This window comes from Kitasatospora sp. NPDC056731 (assembly GCF_040687675.1).
Classification (GTDB): Bacteria; Actinomycetota; Actinomycetes; order Streptomycetales; family Streptomycetaceae; genus Kitasatospora.
The window spans coordinates 32,519-49,495 of the sequence record NZ_JBFBNR010000041.1 but is presented as its reverse complement, the minus strand read 5'-3'; the positions used below and the strand labels follow the sequence as shown (position 1 = coordinate 49,495).

Genomic DNA, 16,977 nt, shown 5'->3' with positions numbered 1-16,977 from the left:
AGGTCGCGCCGTATCACCATCGCCCCGAGGGGCTCCCGACAGCCGGCGACTTCTCCTCAACGATGCCGGCGAGCAGGATGTCCGCCTCGAAGCATCGCTCCAGTGTTTGGAGGAGTGCGGGCGCTGTGCCCATCTGCATCAGCCGATGGCGGTAGGTGAGCATCTGCCCGACGGGTACGGCCGTGAGCGGGCGCCGACCACTCTCCCATCCGGCGATCGTGTCGGTCGACACGGCCAACCGCTCGGCGAAATCGTCCTGGGTGGCCCCGCACTGTTCTCGTATCACCCGAAAGACGTACCCGGAGATGATGCCCACGCGTGGGCGCCGAGGCCTTCCCTGACTGACAGTCAGGGACTGATGCGGGCTTGACTGCATGAGAGCCCCCCACTTCGGGAGTTCGTGCCAACGTACCTGTACTCGTGGTCACTTCAGGTTCCGACTCCGGGACCCTAACGTCGTAGGCGTCCCCGACCGAGAGCGGTCGGAGACCCGTCGGCGGGTCTCGCTCCCTGCGACGGCGGTCCCGCTCTCATCAAGGAGCCTATCGGCCCGGGGCACGTCAGTTGGTCGCTGTCACGTCCGTGCACCTGGGCAAGCGCTCCACACGATAATCATCGCGAACAGGACGGGTAGGAGGCACCCATGGGATGGGGAACCGGCAAGGACGGAAGCTCCGGGGGCGGCAGCGGGGGCAACGACGGCGGGCAGGGCAAGCACGCGGGCGACAAGGACTTCAACACGGCCCCGCAGAATCAGGATCACCAGTCGCGAAAGGCTGGCGGCAAGCACGGCAAGGACGGCGACAAGAGCAAGTGACAACTCACCAGCAGGACTTGGAGCGGGCCGGCGTGCGCGGCCTGCTCCAAGCCGTCTCCCGGCACCTCGGCCGCGATCTGGCCCCCGACTGGCGCGAGGCCGCCGAAGCGACGCCGCGCCACCGTTTCCTCCCCGACCGCGTCTGGCTGAGCGGCGCCGACGATGTTCTCGTGCCCTGCGATCGCGGGCACGAGCCCGATCGCTGGTTCGCCGCCGCGTACGCGGACGAACCTGTGGTGACGCAGATCAACGACGGGCAGGAGCCGGACGATCTGACCGACGCCTCGCCATCGTCCTCGGCCTCCGCTCCGTCGATCGTCTTCCAGATGCTCGAACTCCTCGGCCTCGCAACGGGAATGCGGGTCCTGGAGATCGGCGCGGGCACCGGGTTCAACGCCGCACTCCTCTCCCACCGGCTGGGCGACACCAACGTGACCACGATCGACATCGACCCCACCGTGGCCGAACTCGCCCGGTCCAACCTCAAGGCCAACGGCTACGCACCCGCCGTCGTCTGTGGCGACGGAAGCCTCGGCTGGAGCGGCGAAGCGCCGTTCGACCGCGTGGTGGCCACCTGTTCGGTGAGACGGGTTCCGTACGCCTGGATCGAACAGACCAATCCCGGCGGCGTCATCCTCACCCCCTGGTGCGACGACTGGAGCCACGGCGGCCTGCTCCGCCTCACCGTGGGCGACGACGGAACTGCCACCGGCCGCTACACCGCCGACAGCGCCTTCATGCTGATGCGCAACCAGCGCCGCGATCTCCGCCTCTTCCGGGACGTCGTCATGGACGAGCACGTTCCGGACGAGTCCACGACCACGCTCGACCCCTGGGCCGTCGCCGACTCGGAGTTCGAGACCCAGTTCGCCCTCGGGCACCGCCTCGGAGACCTCTGGTACGCCTGGCACCACGACCCCGCTCTCGACGACGTCGAGACCCGTCTCTGGGTGGCCACGACCGACGGCGGCTCCTGGGCCGCCGTCGACTGGGACGGCACCGAGAACACCGAGCGGTACACGGTGTGGCAGCACGGCCCGCGCCGTCTGTGGGACGAAGTCGAGACCGCCCACCGCTGGTGGCTGGACAACGACCGCCCCGGTCCGAGCCGCCTCGGTCTCACCATCGGCCCCGGCGGCCATCAGGCCTGGCTGGACGACCCGACGAATGCGTGGCCCCTGCCGTAGGGGAATGGATCGCCCGTCGCATTCGGCACGGCCCCGGATCGCCGGTCCGGGGCTGCTTGCCTGAATCCGATCAGATGTTCCAGGTGGTCAACAACCGGACAACTGGGCATGTAGAGAGTGGAATTGGCGTTACCGTGGATCAGCTGTCGAGCTGAGCCGGAGGGACGTGGTGGATCGCCGGGGATTCGTGGCCGCCTCCAGCGCGTACGCGCTTGCGGCGTTGGGCCTGCCTGATCCAGACGCCATCCTGCGGCGGACACGGCTGAAGACTGATGCGAAGGTGAAGGTCGGCCGGGGCGAGGTCGCAGCGATCCGCCAGATGACGAAGTCGCTGGGCGACGCGGCCGCTGAGCTCGGTGGCGGCCATGCCCGCCATCTCGCCGTCCGCTCGACGAACGAGCTGCGACGTTAGGGTGAACCGTGGCAGACGACCAACCGGGCCCGTCCGACAGTCGGGAGCACTGGCGATGGGTGCGGAGCTTCCTCAACGACCACCGCTTCGAGTTGACCAATCGGCTCCTTGCCGGGAGCGATCCCGAACGGCTGGTCCCGGGGGCTCCGTTGCTGGCTCGACGGCACTGGATTCCGGAGCAGCCGGTGCCGCTGGAGCGCGTCCGGCTGCGGTGGGTGCCGGACGCGCCGGAGGCCGAGTTGGACGGCGGTGAGCCGGAGCTCGACCGCATCCGCCCGTGCCAACAGGACGGAACGACCTACCGTCGCTACGCCGACGCGGTGCGGGATCTCGCCAAGCCCAAGCTGTTCGAGGACCGAAGTTGCTATCGCCTGCTTGATGTCGAGACGTCTGCGGGCGATCCGGCGCTGACCTTCGGCCGTGGCCGGTACTTCGACGTGATCAACATCTGTGAGGCCGTCGCGCACGAGTACGCGGCGGCGGTCCTGGCGGGCTCGGCCGCCACGCCCTTCCGCGCTGCCATCGGCGATCCGACCGATCTCACACGCCGGCCGGTCATGGCGGCCATCAGCACGCTGACCGTCCGGCACGATCGCAGGACCGGCGAAGCGGAGTTCGTGCTGCACTGGCGTGATCCCGAGAAGGTCGCCAGCGGCGGGGGTCTCTTCCAGGTGATGCCGGTCGGGATGTTCCAGGCCTCGCACGACGCGCCGTGGAACGAGGGGAACGACTTCGACCTCTGGCGGGCGATCCTGCGGGAGCTGAGCGAGGAGTTGCTCGGCGGCACCGAGGACTACGGGAGCGACAGGGCGCCGATCGACTACGCCGCCTGGCCGCTCGACCAGTCGCTCACCGCGGCGCGCGCGGACGGCCGCCTGCGGGTGTTCTGGCTGGGCCTCGGGATGGATCCGCTGACCTTCGTCACCGACATGCTGACCGTGGCCGTGTTCGACGCCGACCTGTTCGACGAGACGTTCCGACGCATCGTCTCGACCAACGACGAGGGCCATCGCGTCGGGCTGGAGGACGCCACCGGACGCTCGGCGGGCATCCCGTTCACGGCCGAGCAGGTCGATCGCCTCACCGGTGCGGAGCCGATGCAGCCCGCCGGCGCGGCGCTCCTGCGGCTCGCCTGGCGGCACCGGAAGGCGTTGTTGCAGCTCTCCTGACACAAGGAAGGCCCCGGACCGCCCGACCGGTCCGGGGCCGTTCACCTAGCGCGTCAGACGGTCTTGGCGGCCGCGAAGCGGGACGAGACGTCCTGCCAGTTGACGACGTCCCAGAGCTTCTCGACGTAGTCGGGGCGGACGTTGCGGTACTGCAGGTAGTACGCGTGCTCCCAGGCGTCGAAGGCGAGCAGCGGGGTGGTGCCCTGGCCGACGTTGCCGTGGTGGTCGTAGACCTGCTCGACGATCAGGCGCTTGCCGAGGGGCTCCCAGGAGAGGATGCCCCAGCCGGAGCCCTGCACGCCGGTGGTGGCGGTGGTGAGCTGCTTGCGGAAGGCCTCGAAGCTGCCGAAGTGCTCGGTGATGGCGTCGGCCAGCTCGCCCTCGGGGCGGTCGCCGCCCTCCGGGGAGAGGTTCTCCCAGAACAGCGAGTGCAGCACGTGGCCGGACAGGTGGAAGGCGAAGGTCTTCTGCAGGCCGACCAGGCCGCCGAACTGCTCCTTGTCGCGCGCCTCGGCCAGCTGGTCCAGGGTGTCGTTCGCACCCTTGACGTAGGCGGCGTGGTGCTTGGAGTGGTGCAGTTCGAGGATCTCGGGGGACATCGCCCGCTCAAGCGCGGAGTAGTCGTACGGCAGGTCGGGAAGCGAGTAGGTGCCCATGCTGGGACACAGCCCCTTTCGATGAACAGTGATGATCGTGCCGGGACAACACTATTGCGTATGAGTTGCAGGAACGAAGCATGGGCTCCTGCTTATTCCTCACGTCTCGTCGGGCACAATGGTCGCGAGTGCATGTAATGAGTGATGAGGGTGAGTGACTGTGACAGGGTCACCGGTGGTGCTGGGGATCGAGTCCTCCTGCGACGAGACCGGCGCGGGTCTGGTCCGGGACGGCGTACTGCTCGGGCAGGCGGTGGCGTCGTCGATGGACGAGCACGCCCGCTTCGGCGGGGTGGTGCCGGAGATCGCCGCCCGGGCGCACGTCCACGCGATGGCGCCGGTGGTCGGCGAGGCGCTGGCGCGGGCCGGGCTGACGCTCGCTGACATCGGCGCCGTCGCGGTGACGACCGGTCCGGGGCTGGCCGGGGCGCTCCAGGTCGGGGTCGCCGCGGCCAAGGGCTACGCGTTCTCGCTCGGCGTCCCGCTGTACGGGGTGCACCACCTGGCCGGGCACGTCGCCGCCGCGACGCTGGACGGCGGGCCGCTGCCGAACCCCTGCGTGGTGCTGATCGTCTCGGGCGGGCACACCTCGCTGCTGCTGGTGCGCGACCTCGCCCGCGATCCGATCGTCCACCTCGGCGACACCCTGGACGACGCGGCCGGCGAGTGCTTCGACAAGGTCGCCCGGATCCTCGGCCTCCCCTACCCCGGCGGGCCGGCGATCGACCGGGCGGCCCGGGACGGCGACCCGACGGCCGTCCGCCTGCCGCGGCCGCTGACCGGACCGCGGGACGACCCGTACGCGTTCTCGTTCTCCGGGCTCAAGACGGCCGCCGCCCGCTGGGTGGAGGCGCAGCGCTCGGGCGGCTCGGACCCGTACGTCCCGGACGCGGCGGCCGGGTTGCAGGAGGCGATCGCCGACGTGCTGACCCGCAAGGCGGTGCGGGCCTGCACCGATCACGGGATCGGCACCCTGGTGGTGGTCGGCGGGGTCGCGGCGAACTCCCGGGTGCGGTCGCTGGCCGAGGAGCGCTGCGCGGCGGCCGGGATCGCGCTGCGGGTGCCGCCGCTGAGGCTCTGTACGGACAACGGGGCGATGGTGGCGGCGATCGGCGATCTGCTGGTCCGCTCCGGCGCCGAGCCGGCTCCGGCGGAGCTGTCGGTGGATCCGTCGGCGCCGCTGGAGTTCGCGGCGTTGACGCCGTTGGCACGGACTGCCGTGGCCTGACGGCGGGTTGATCCGCCGTCGGGCCGACCTGACGGGGTGCGCCGGCCCGACGCGGCGCGCCGACCTGACAACGGTTCGATCTCGCCCGACGCGAATCCGTTCCCAAGCCTTCCCCCGGCCGCAACAGGTGTGACATTTTACATGTCACACATCAGGAACCGTGTGCCCCCAATCACACGGCAACCCTCAACGGCCCCGGAGGCCCCCACAGATGCGTCCCTCCCGGATAGCGAAGGCCGGCGCGCGCAGAGTCCCTGCGCTCGGCGTCGCCTTCTTCCTCGCACTCGGTCTCTTCGCACCCCAGGCCCACGCCGCCGACGCCCCTGCGGCCCACGCCTCGACCACCCCCACCGGCAAGGCGGCCGCACCGCACTCCGTGCCCGTGCCCAAGTCCCCCGACACCCCGAAGGACGCCCGCCCGCTGGCCGCCGACGAGCAGGCCAAGGCGACCGCCCCGACGGCGGCCAGCACCACCGGGGCCGGCGTCGACGCCAAGGCCGACAAGGCCACCAAGCAGCTCGCGGCCGCCCCCGCCTGCGACGTCTCCGCCTTCACCGGCAACACCGGGGCCGCGCTCGTCCAGCGGGTCAAGGCCGCCGGCCTCGACTGCGTCAACACGCTGTTCACCCTGACCGGCAACGACGCCAAGGCCGCGTTCAACGAGGCCCAGATGGCCACCGTCGCCAACGCCCTGCGGGACGCCTCCGCCACCTACCCCGGCGACGACTCCACCTCCGCCGGCCAGCTCGTCCTGTTCCTGCGCGCCGGCTACTACGTGCAGTGGTACAACCCGGACGTGGTCGGCCCGTACGGCGCCACCCTGCAGACCGCCATCCGCGGCGCCCTCGACGGCCTCTTCGCCGCCCCACACAGCAAGGACGTCACCGAGGCCAACGGCGCGACCCTCGCCGAGGCCGTCACCCTGATCGACAGCGCCCAGGAGAACGCCCGCTACACCGGCGTCGTCAAGCGCCTGCTCGCCGACTACACCGGCGCCTGGACCGGCTCGATGGCCACCGCCGTCGCCAACACCAAGACCGTCATCGAGCGCGGCTTCGACCTCCCCGCCTTCACCGTGGCCCTCCAGGCCGACCCCTCCTTCGCCACCACCATGGCGTCCTTCGTCACCCGCAACAGCTCCCAGCTGAACGGCTCCGACGTGGTCACCTCGATCGGCATCCAGATCGGCAACCTGGTCGCCAACGACGCCACCAGGGCCCAGGGCCGGCCGATCGTCAAGGACCTGGTCAACCGCTACCCGCTGGTCGGCGCCACCGCCCCGCTCACCATGAACCTGGTCTGGTTCGCGGAGAAGAAGGACACCGGCAACTGCGCCTACTACGGCACCTGCGACCTGGCCGCCCGGCTCGTCCCGCTCGTGCTCACCGTCGACCACACCTGCAACGCCAACCTGCGCATCCGCGCCCAGGACATGACCGCGCAGCAGCTCGCCGACACCTGCACCAGCCTGATCAACGAGGACCAGTTCTTCCACCAGGTGGTCAAGGACAACGGCCCGGTCGCCAACGACAACAACACCAGCCTTGAGGTCGTCGTCTTCGACGACTACTACGACTACAGCCTCTACGCCTGGAAGATGTACGACATCGCCGTCGACAACGGCGGCATGTACGAGGAGGGCGACCCGGCCAAGGCCGGCAACCAGGCCCGCTTCATCGCGCACGAGGCCGACTGGCTGCGCCCCGCCTTCCAGATCTGGAACCTCAACCACGAGTACACCCACTACCTCGACGGCCGCTACGACTTCTACGGCGACTTCAACGCCGGCATGACCACCCCGACCGTCTGGTGGGTCGAGGGCCTCGCCGAGTACATCTCGTACAGCTACCGGGGCGTCCACTACGACGCCGCCGTCGCCCAGGCCGGCAAGGGCACCTACGCGCTGAGCACCCTCTTCGACAACACCTACGACAACTCCGACTCCACCAAGGTCTACAACTGGGGCTACCTGGCCGTGCGCTACATGCTCCAGTCGCACCCGCAGGACGTCGACGCGCTCCTCGCCAAGTACCGCGTCGGCGACTGGAACGGCGCCCGCACCCTGCTCAAGACCACCATCGGCACCCGCTACGACGCCGACTTCGCCACCTGGCTCAAGGCCTGCGGCGCCGACAACTGCGGCAGCCTGCCCACCAGCCAGGCCCCGCTCTGCGCCGCCGGCGACACCCGGCAGTACGACAAGAACTGCCGCCGCGACGGCGTCGCCGCCACCACCGGCAACTACAGCTACAACTTCCTCAACCTGCCCGCCGGCGTGAAGCAGCTGACCATCACCACCAGCGGCGGCACCGGCAACGCCGACCTCTACTACAACGGGGGTGCGTGGGCCACCACCGGGTCGAACCTGGCCAAGTCCACCAACGCCGGCAACGGCGAGACCCTCACCATCACCAACCCGCCGTCCGGCTGGGTGTACTTCAGCCTCTACGCCCAGCAGGGCTTCGGCGGCGTGAGCGTCACCACGACGTACAACTGACCTGCGCATACCGAACATCGAGGAGGGCCCCGCGTGCGGCGGGGCCCTCCTCGCGCGTTCGGGCCCCTCGCACTCAGCCCTCCGCCGACCAGCTCACCACGGGCGGGCGGACGGCGGCGCACAGCGGACGGCCCTTGGCATCCGTCAGGCGCAGCCGGGCCACCAGGACGCCGCGCTCCACCGCCGCCTCGACGACCTCCCGGTCGACCGCCGCCAGCAGCAGCTTGGCCCGGCGGAACAGCGCCCAGCCGTCACCGTTCCTGGTCACCCAGTTCAGGTAGACGAACCGGGCGCCGGGACCGCCCTGCACGTACCGGCCGGTGAGGTCCACTCCGCCGGTGAGGTCCGCACCTCCGGGTGCCGGCCTCGCCTCGCACTCCAGCGACCAGCGGGCGCGCGGCGCGTCACCCGGGACCGGGCCGAGCAACTCGGCCGGGCGGCCCCGGCGTTGGACGGCGACGTACAGGTCCCGGTAGCCCGGGAAACCCGGCGCGGCGGCACACTCACGCCCCGGCAGGTCGGTGGCCTCAATCCTCAGCTCCATACCGATATGGTCCCCCACCGCACGCCTCGGGAAGTTATAACGATCGGCCATCTAATGCGCCGCACAATCCGGACCGGCGAGGAGGTCATCCTTTGTCAAAAGAGTGTCAGGAGCCCTAGCTTTCGGTTAAGGTCCGGAGTTAGATGAAAGTCGGTTCGGGGTTCCGATCGGAATACCGAATTTCCGCCAATCCGCGGGCATCCTTGCTCCACCGTGCCTGCCATCCCGGGAATGGAGAGTACCCATGAAGATGATCAAGGCTATCGTGAAGAAGTTCAAGCGTGACGAGGACCTCGCCGACCACTCGTGGATCGCGCACGTCATCTGACGTATTGTCACCAACGGGGGCCGTGGCCGAGCCACGGCCGGGCCGCGGCCCCCGCCGGCGCTGCAGAGCGCCCCACCCTTTCACCTGCCCGGAGTTCTCCCGCCTGCCCGGAGTTCTCCGCCCGCCGGGGGAATCCATTCCATCGCCATTTCATTGGAGGCGGGATTCTCATGGAAGAAATGGCGCCGACAGCCGGGCGCAGCCATTCCATTGTTTACGCCCCGAAGATCCAGGACCTGCTGACCAGGGAAGAAAAGGTATTCCGGATCGACGCCCGCACGGTCGGCGTCTCCGACAGCGAGCTGATGGCCGAAATCGTCGCGGCGCGCCCCGTGCGGTCGGCGGAGCGCTCGGTCTACAAGCCCGCCGCGGGAGCGGACATCCACCACGACAACGCGACCCGGACGATCCGCGCACTGGGTCAGGACGTCATGGCGGGCATCAAGGCCCCGCCGCCCCCGGCACGCGGGCTGTCCGGCGCCTGGCCCTACGCGGCCACCTCCTACCTGCGCCGATGGCTCTTCGCGTCCGACCCGCTGCCGGTCTCCCTCCTGTCCAAACGCGGCGTCACCCGCTCCGACCGGCTCTCCCGGATCGTCGACCGCGCCGTCACCGTCTGGCCGGGATCCGCCGCCGAGGGTAGGAGCACCGCGCTGGCCGGGCAGATCCGCGACTCCTCCGACACCCGGGAGCGGAGGCAGGCCATCGCGCTGTACCGGCGGTCGACGGCCACCCTCTGCGACGGGGTGGCCGCACTGGCCGGCAACGCCCTGTGGCTGATGGGGCCGGACCGGGAGCGGGAGGACGCCCGCGCCGATCTCACCGAGGTCCTGTGGGAGACCCTGCGGCTGCTCCCGCCCGCGTGGATGCTGTTCCGCAACGACGGCCACGCCTACACCGGACTGCACCCCGAGATCCGCCCCGAGGACCGCGTCGCGCTCTTCCCGCTCCTGATGCACCGCCACCCGGAGCACTGGCCCGACCCGCTGGAGTTCCGGCCCGAACGGTGGGCCGGGGTGGCGGACCCGGAGAAGACGCCCGGGTTCATGCCGTTCGGCTTCGACGGGGCCCGCTGCTGGGCCAAGCACCTGGTCGTACCCCTGGCCGAACGCCTGCTGAACGTCGCCTTCGACCACCGGCTCGCCATTCGCGGCCCGCAGCAGGAGACGCACGTCCCCCTGCGTTCCCTGCTCTCCGTACGGTTCGACGCCGCGGCCAGGGTCTGACCCGCGAGCCCCGGACACCCTGACACCACGGGACACACCATGGAATCGCCCACGCTGGCCGACTGGGTCGGCGACGTCCGCAGCTTCACCGGCCACCAGTGGCAACGCAAGCCCGCCGTCTTCACGCCGGAGAAACTCGCCTCGCCGTTCGACCTGGACGCGTTGGACGCCGCCTTCGACACCGGGCTGCTGCGCACCCCCTACCTGGAGATGGTCCGCTCCACCAAGGTGACCGTCCCGCCCGAGGCCTACACCACGTCACGCACGGTCAACGGCATCACGTACCACGGCTTCGCCGACCGCGCGAAGGTCCTCGCGCTCCTGGGCGTCGGGGCGACGCTGCTGCTGCGCTGCGTCGACCAGTGGCACCGCCCGACGGGCGAGCTCGTGGCGCGACTGTCCGAAGAGCTCGACCGGCGCGTGGAGGCGTTCTTCTTCGTCACGCCCGCCGGCGGCCAGGGTCTCGCGGTGCACCGTGACGACGCCGACGTGTTTGTCCTCCAGGCAGCCGGACACAAGACCTGGTACGTCCACGACGCGCCGACCGCGGCGGATTGGACGCCGGGAGAACTCCCCGACGACGAGCACTCCCCGCGGCTCCTGCACAGCGTCCTCGAACCCGGCAGCGTGCTCTACGTCCCGCGCGGCTTCGCGCACCGCGCGGTCGGCGCCGCCGGCCTCTCCGCCCACCTCTCCCTGACGATCCGCGACGTCTCCGTGCCGGACCTGCGGGCCGCCCTGGAGCAGCGGTTGACGGACGGGCTGGACCTCCCGGCGCGCCCGCTGGGCGAGGCCGCGATCGACGACTCCTGCGCCGCGCTGCTCGACCACGTCCGGACGAGGCTCGACACGATCGAACCGGAGGACCTGCGGCTCGCCGCCCGGGCCGCGCAGGCACGGGCGGCACGGGCGGAGACGGCGGCGGAGAACGCGGAGCGCGCGGAGACGTTCGCCGAGGCGGCCCGGACCTGGGAAGGCGGCGGGACCGCCGCCGGGCGGGCCGGGCTGGCGTCCGTCAGCCGCACCTGGCGCAGGCTGCGCGACGCGGCACGCACCGCGCACTGACGCACCGACGCGCTGGCCCACCGGCGCAGGGCCGTCAAAGACACACACCGCGTCCGGCGGGCGCCGCCCGTCCTCCGTACCGCCGTGACGACGACGGTACGGAGGACGGTCAGCACCGGCCCTCGACGGCCGAAGACGTCAGACCCGCTGCGCCGGGACCGTCCGGTCACGCTGGAGGTCCAGCAGCTCACGGAACAGCCCGTCCGGGCGCGCCGCCAGCTCCGCCCAGGTGCCGGTCTGCACGATCCGGCCCCGGTCCATCACGATCACCCGGTCCGCCACCGCCGCGTTGGCGATGTTGTGCGTCACCAGCAGCGTGATCCGCCCCGGGGCGAGGGCGCGCAGCGCGTGCAGGATGCGGTGCTCGGCGCGCGGGTCCAGGTCCGAGGTCGGCTCGTCCAGGATCAGCAGCCCCGGGCTGCGCACCGTCCGGTACAGCGCCCGGGCCACCGCCGCCCGCTGCCAGCCGCCGCCCGACAACTCGGCGCCGCCCCACCAGCCCTGGGCCAGCAGCGTGCGCCAGCCCGACCGCAGCCGGGCCACGATCTCGTCGAAGCCCGTCCGCGCGGCCGCCCGCTCCACGTCCGCCATCACCTGCTCGGTGAGGTGCCCCAGGTGGACGTTCTCGGCCGCCCCCAGCGGCCAGCGCGCGAACTCCTGCGGCACCCGGGCCACCCGCGACCACATACCGTCCGCGTCCAGTTCCTCCACCGGCACGCCGTCCCAGCAGATCCGGCCGGACTGCGGCAGGTAGAGGCCGGACAGCAGCTTCAGCAGCGTCGACTTGCCGCTGCCGTTCTGCCCGATCACCGCCACCACCTCCCCGGCCCGCAGCGTCATGCTGACCCCGCACAGCGCCGGCTCCTGCTGCTCGCCGGGGTAGGCGTGCCCGAGGTCCGCGACCTCCACCAGTTGCGGCGCGTCCGGCACGATCCCGCCGCGCCGGATCCGGTGGCCGCCGGCCTCGTCCAGGAAGGTGAAGTAGTCGTCCAGGTACAGGCCCATCCGGTACAGCCGGGCGCCGTTGCCGACCAGGCCCTGCAACCCGGACGAGGCCGTCCGCAGCGCGAACGTCGCCGTACCCGCCGCCGCCAGGTCGATCCGGCCGCTCGCCACCAGGTACAGCAGCGTGCCCCAGACCAGCGCGCTGCCCGCCCCCGTGCCCAGCGAGGCCAGCAGGGAGACCTTCGCCGCCTCCCTGGTCGCCCGGTCCGTCGCCTCGACGATCTTCTCCTCGGCGCGGCGGTACTTGGCCATCAGGAACGGCGTGACCTGGTCCGAACGGACCTGGTCCGCGCGGGTCTTGTCGATCAGGAACCAGCGGTAGACGCGCAGCGCGCCACGGTCCTCGTTGGTGGCCACCGCCGCCAGGTAGTGGATCCGGGCCGTCCGGACGGCCGCCACCCCGGTCGGGACCGAACCCAGCAGCAGCAGCGGCACCAGCCACGGGTGGAGCGTCGCCAGGACACCCGCCGCAGCCGCCAGCGAGACCGTCGAGGCGATCACGTCCTGGGCGTTGGAGAGCAGGTCCGGCGTGGTCGAGGCACCCCGATCGGCCGCCTCCCACTGCTCGTTGTACGCGGGCTCGTCGTACGCCCGCAGCTCGGCCGCGCACCCGGCGGCGATCAGCGCCAGCTCCGCCTCCCGGGTGACCCTCGGCGACACCCGGCCGGACAGCCCCACCACCGCGATCCCCAGCACCGCGCGCAGCGCGGCCGAGACGGTCAGCAGGAGCAGCGACGGCGCGGCGGTCCGCAGGTGCTCCCCCACCGGGCCCGCCACCAGCAGCGCGCCCAGGGCGCCGGTCGTCGCGTACAGCGCCAACGCCCCAAACACGCCCGCCAGCGCCTGGCACACCAGCAGCAGCACGGTGGACGTCCGGTCCGCCGCCCACGCCAGCGCCAGCGCGCGGCGCACCAGGTGCGGGAGGCGGCGCAGCATCGCGTTCGCCGACATCGACGCGCCGGCCTCGGCGCGGCGGTCGCCGGGGAAGCGCAGGCGCAGTTCCTCGTCGTGCCGATCCTGATCCTGGTCGTGCTGGTCCTGGTCGTGGTCGGGCGGGGTGCGGTCGGGCGGGGTGTGGTCGGGCGGGGTGTGGGGCTTCTCGGGTTTCACGATCTGCTCGGACACAGTGCTCCCTGCTCCCTGGTACGGCGGCCGGTGGCCGCAGCGGATCCGCGCGCGGGCAGCCCTCACCGCCGAGTGGGCGTGTGGGGTCGGCAGCGGTGCCGGAGGGCACTCTGCGAGGGGCTGGCTGCGGTGCGGACCCCGATCCTGGCAGCGGTCCGCCGGGCCGTCCGGCGTGTCCCGGCCGGCCTCACTCGATCCGGGCGATTCCGTGTCGGCGGCGGCGAGTTGGTGGCAATCGATCACCGGGAGGGTCCGCGATGTTCGATTCAGGGGTCGGTTGCGGTGCACTCCGGACGTGCGGTCCGACGATCACATGAACGTTCCGGTCGAGCCCGCGCGGCCCGACCTCGCCGACCGTCTCAGCGGGTCGGCGGGTGGAGCGCGAGGAGGGAGGGGGTGGTGGGGGCGGCGAGGCGGAGCAGGCCGTGGCCGATGCCGGCGAGGCCGACCATCAGGGAGGGGCTGTGGACACCGTGCGGGAGGCCGCAGATCCAGCCGCGGGTGTCGAGGTCGTCGAGGGTGGCGTGGGCCTGCCGCAGGGCGGCGGTGCGCCAGCGGTCGCCGGCGAGGAGGAGGGGTTCGAGGTTGCCGAAGTCGCCGTGGCAGAGCGAGAAGTTGTGGCCGAAGCCCTCGCGGAGGACGGTGGTCAGGGCGGTGTCGCGTTCGGCGAGGAGCAACTCGCGGGCTTCGGGGAGGAGTTCGGCGAGTTCGGTGCGGGCGAGCGCGATGCCCGAGGCACCGTGGCACCAGAGGGACGGGTAGGAGGGCGCGTCGGGGCCGTCGTCCTCGCGGACGTCGCGCCAGTTGGCGGCGGCCGGGTCGAACAGGGTGTGTTCGTACGCGACGGCGGCGAGGGCGAGTTGGGGCAGCCGGGGGTCACCGAGGTGCCGGCCTGCGCGGGCGAGAGCCCAGGCGATGCCGGAGCCGCCGTGCGCGAAGCCGGCCAGCGGGCGCTTGACGGCGCCGGCGAGGGAGGCGGGCAGCCAGCCGGCGCCGCCTTCGGGGTGCGGGGTGGCGGCCCGGACGAGGCGTTCGGCGCAGGCGGCGAGGGCGTCGGTGACGGCGGGGCCGGGGCGGACGGCCGCCCAGGCGAGCAGTCCGCCGATGGTGCCCGCGTTGCCGGCGAGGAGGTCGTGCTGGGCGTCGTCGGCGGCGGTGGCGGCGCTGCGGCGCACCACCTGGGCGGCCAGGGCGTGGAGTTCGGCGTCGGGGTGGTGGGCGGCAAGGTGGGCGAGGGCGTAGAGGACACCGCCGGCGCCGGAGAGGCCGCCGCCGAGGCGGTCGGCGCGTCGCCGAATTTGGTGACGTAGCGTCAGTTCTGCGGCCCGGGCGGTGTTTCGGTGCTCGCGATCGCCGGTGACGGTGGCGAGCTGGTGCAGGAAGAGGGCGACGCCGGCCGTCCCGCTGTAGAGGTCGGGGCCCAGTTCGGCGGGTGCCCAGCGGCCGGGCGGGGCCCAGTTGGGGCCGGCCCAGGCGAGGTCCGCGCTCCCCCGGTAGGCCTCGCGGAGGAGCTGTTCGCCGGCGTCGACGGCCTTGGCGAGGGCGCGGGAGGCCAGGTCCAGGCCTTCGGCGGGCTTCCCGGGTTGCGCGGGAGGGGACGTGACCGGGTGTCGGCGCGGCTCGCGGGCACCGTCCGCGGTGGTCACCGACAGCCGCAGCAGCTGGAGTTGGCGGGCCAGGTCCGGTTCGCCGAGGGCGTCCGCCTTGGCGAGGGCGAGGTCGAGTGCGGGCCGGTCGGTGACGCCGGGGATCAGGGCGCCGGTGGAGGAGCGGGCGTCGACGCTGTCGGGGCGGATGGTGAAGACCGGGACGTCCCCGCGCCAGAGGTCGGCGCGTTCGTGGTCGACGTAGGCGAGCGCGTGTTCCTCCCAGGCGGGGAGCGCCCAGAGCCGGTCGAAGTGGCGGTCCTGGTCGAGGCCGTCGCGGAGCAGGTCGGGGTGGCAGGCGGTGGCGAGCAGGCTGCGGTACTCGAAGGTGTCGCGGCGGAGCATCCTGGTCTCGTCGGCGGCGAACGCCCGGATGAGCTCCCGGAGTTCGCCCTTGCGGGCGGCGAGCAGCCGGTAGGCCTCGGTGAAGCCGGCTTCGAGTTCGCCGACGTGGTCGGCCAGGCGCAGCGGCCGCCCGGGCGGGACGGGCCGGCTGCCGGGCGCCGCGACGGGCATCCGGTGGTACTCCAGGCGGAGCCGGTCGGTGCCCTGGTCGACCAGGACGGGGGCGGGGCGCGGCGGGAGGCTGCCCGGATCCCAGCCGAGGGCGGAGAGGTCGGTGCCGCCGTTGCCCTCGTCCCACATGCGCTCGGGCAGCAGGCCGGAGCGCAGCACCGAGTGCCGGGCCTCGTGTCGGGCGAGCCGTTCGGACTCGGAGAGGTCCTTGGCGGGTTCGGGCAGGTCGGGGTGGAACAGCGCTTCCAGGTCGATCAGGACCGGCTGGTCGCGGACGGCGATCAGGTTCTGGGCGTGGCAGTCGACCGCGTCGAGGGTGTGGAGCAGCGCGGCGAGGGTGCCGGCGCGGTGGTAGAAGTCGCTCAACTCGGCTTCGTCGCGGGCTGGTTCGGCGGTGACGTGGGCGACCCAGCCGTAGCCGTCGCGGGCCAGGTGGGCGAGGTCGTGCAGCGGCAGCCGGAGTCGGGGGTTGAGCCAGCGCAGGAGGTGCTGGAAGTGCGTCTCGGCGCCGAGCGGGCGCGGCTTGTAGACGATCCGGGTGCCGTGCTCGAAGCGCAGGGCGCTGACAGTGGCGCCGCCCCGGTGCGGGTCGCCGAGGCCGGTGGCGAGTTCGGTGAGGCGGCCGAGCGGGCGGCCGTCGGCGAAGGTGCGGGCGAGGGCGGGGAGGTCGGCGGCGAGGCGGCGGTACAGGGTGAGGCAGGTGGCGGTCCACTGATCGGCGGCGGTGGCCAGCCGGTACGCCAGCACCGGGTATTCGGCGAGGAGTCGGACGGCGCGGCCGGGTTCGGTGAGCCGGTCGAGGAAGTTCCGGTACCGCTGCTCGGGGGTGTCTCCGGTCAACTCGCCGGAGAGACGGGCGACGTGGAGTTCGGTGATGACGGTGCGGACGGCCGTGGTGTGCGCGGTCGCGGTGAGTGCGGGCAGCACGAGGGCGGCGAGCTGGTCGGGGGTGCCGAGGGTGGCGGGGCCGGGGGTGGCAGCGTCCGCGGTGGCGGGGCCGAGTTCGGCGAGGCCGGTGCGCAGGCGGTCGCGGGCGTCGGCGAGCAGTGGGGCGACGAGCCGGGCGAAGGCGTGGTCCTCGGGGAGGTCGAGGGTGTGCCCGGCCTCGAAGGCGGCGGCGAGGCGCTCGGCCCAGGCGGGGGTGCCGAGGCGGTCCGCGAGGTCGGCCGGGTGTTCGGCGAGCAGGGCGCGCAGCCCGTCCGGGTCGAGGCGGTCGGCGGCGAGGCGGCGCTCGAACCAGTCGTCCCGGTCGAAGGGCGGCTGGGCGCGCCAGCGGTCGAGGATCCGTCCGGCACGGTCGGCCCGTTCAGTCTGTTCGGCGCGTTGGGCGTCCGGGTCGGGCAGCGGACCGCGGGCGGCGAGCGGGACGGCTCGGGCGGCGGCCCGCCGGATTTCGGACGCGTCAGCCACGGGCGGTCTCTCCATGCTCGGTTCGTGCGCGACGGTTGCGGTGCTTCGTGCTCGACGGTTGCGGTGCTCGGTGCCCGACGGTTGCGGCACCGGACGTACGCGCCCCGGCCGGGTCGTGCGTCCGCGACGCGGGCTCCGGCGGTGCG

General features: G+C 72.2%; 13 protein-coding genes. 8 read left to right on the top strand and 5 right to left on the bottom strand.

The features are described 5' to 3' along the window. Nucleotides 1-13: 13 nt before the first annotated feature. Nucleotides 14-316 (bottom strand): helix-turn-helix domain-containing protein, encoded by a 303-nt coding sequence (locus tag AB0R04_RS30925; protein WP_363376940.1) that lies wholly within the window; start codon nucleotides 314-316, stop codon nucleotides 14-16. Between the two features lie 327 nt (nucleotides 317-643). Here AB0R04_RS30925 and AB0R04_RS30920 point away from each other — a divergent pair, with 327 nt between their 5' ends. From AB0R04_RS30920 to AB0R04_RS30905, 4 genes are all read left to right on the top strand, one after another. Then, nucleotides 644-817 (top strand): hypothetical protein, encoded by a 174-nt coding sequence (locus tag AB0R04_RS30920; RefSeq protein ID WP_363376938.1) that lies wholly within the window; start codon nucleotides 644-646, stop codon nucleotides 815-817. Further along, a complete protein-coding gene (locus tag AB0R04_RS30915; protein WP_363376937.1) occupies nucleotides 814-2,004 on the top strand; it encodes a methyltransferase domain-containing protein in 1,191 nt (396 codons plus the stop codon). The genes AB0R04_RS30920 and AB0R04_RS30915 overlap by 4 nt, the downstream gene beginning before the upstream one ends. A gap of 187 nt (nucleotides 2,005-2,191) precedes the next feature. Beyond that, nucleotides 2,192-2,416, top strand: a complete 225-nt coding sequence (locus AB0R04_RS30910; protein WP_363376935.1) for a hypothetical protein — start codon at nucleotides 2,192-2,194, stop codon at nucleotides 2,414-2,416. Nucleotides 2,417-2,424: 8 nt separating this feature from the next. Beyond that, the gene (locus AB0R04_RS30905) at nucleotides 2,425-3,585 is read left to right on the top strand and encodes an XRE family transcriptional regulator (RefSeq protein ID WP_363376934.1); all 1,161 of its coding nucleotides are present in this window, start codon (nucleotides 2,425-2,427) and stop codon (nucleotides 3,583-3,585) included. A 53-nt stretch (nucleotides 3,586-3,638) separates the two neighbouring features. Here AB0R04_RS30905 and AB0R04_RS30900 read toward each other — a convergent pair whose 3' ends face one another. Beyond that, complete coding sequence (locus AB0R04_RS30900; protein WP_063346520.1) at nucleotides 3,639-4,241, bottom strand: superoxide dismutase; 603 nt, start codon at nucleotides 4,239-4,241, stop codon at nucleotides 3,639-3,641. A gap of 175 nt (nucleotides 4,242-4,416) precedes the next feature. On the opposite strand from AB0R04_RS30900, the gene tsaD reads away from it, so the two are divergent. Together tsaD and AB0R04_RS30890 are read left to right on the top strand one after the other, a co-directional pair. Next, complete coding sequence (gene tsaD, locus AB0R04_RS30895; RefSeq protein WP_363376967.1) at nucleotides 4,417-5,469, top strand: tRNA (adenosine(37)-N6)-threonylcarbamoyltransferase complex transferase subunit TsaD; 1,053 nt, start codon at nucleotides 4,417-4,419, stop codon at nucleotides 5,467-5,469. A 211-nt stretch (nucleotides 5,470-5,680) separates the two neighbouring features. Then, complete coding sequence (locus tag AB0R04_RS30890) at nucleotides 5,681-7,966, top strand: M9 family metallopeptidase (protein ID WP_363376931.1); 2,286 nt, start codon at nucleotides 5,681-5,683, stop codon at nucleotides 7,964-7,966. A gap of 73 nt (nucleotides 7,967-8,039) precedes the next feature. Here AB0R04_RS30890 and AB0R04_RS30885 read toward each other — a convergent pair whose 3' ends face one another. Further along, nucleotides 8,040-8,510 (bottom strand): DUF5990 family protein, encoded by a 471-nt coding sequence (locus tag AB0R04_RS30885; RefSeq protein WP_363376930.1) that lies wholly within the window; start codon nucleotides 8,508-8,510, stop codon nucleotides 8,040-8,042. A gap of 507 nt (nucleotides 8,511-9,017) precedes the next feature. Here AB0R04_RS30885 and AB0R04_RS30880 point away from each other — a divergent pair. Further along, nucleotides 9,018-10,064, top strand: a complete 1,047-nt coding sequence (locus AB0R04_RS30880) for a cytochrome P450 (protein WP_363376928.1) — start codon at nucleotides 9,018-9,020, stop codon at nucleotides 10,062-10,064. Nucleotides 10,065-10,103: 39 nt separating this feature from the next. Continuing rightward, a complete protein-coding gene (locus tag AB0R04_RS30875; protein WP_363376926.1) occupies nucleotides 10,104-11,129 on the top strand; it encodes a cupin domain-containing protein in 1,026 nt (341 codons plus the stop codon). 138 nt (nucleotides 11,130-11,267) lie between these two features. On the opposite strand, the gene AB0R04_RS30870 is transcribed toward AB0R04_RS30875, so the two are convergent. Continuing rightward, a complete protein-coding gene (locus AB0R04_RS30870) occupies nucleotides 11,268-13,259 on the bottom strand; it encodes an ABC transporter ATP-binding protein (protein WP_363376925.1) in 1,992 nt (663 codons plus the stop codon). 359 nt (nucleotides 13,260-13,618) lie between these two features. Next, the gene (locus AB0R04_RS30865; RefSeq protein WP_363376924.1) at nucleotides 13,619-16,831 is read right to left on the bottom strand and encodes a type 2 lanthipeptide synthetase LanM family protein; all 3,213 of its coding nucleotides are present in this window, start codon (nucleotides 16,829-16,831) and stop codon (nucleotides 13,619-13,621) included. Nucleotides 16,832-16,977: the final 146 nt, after the last annotated feature.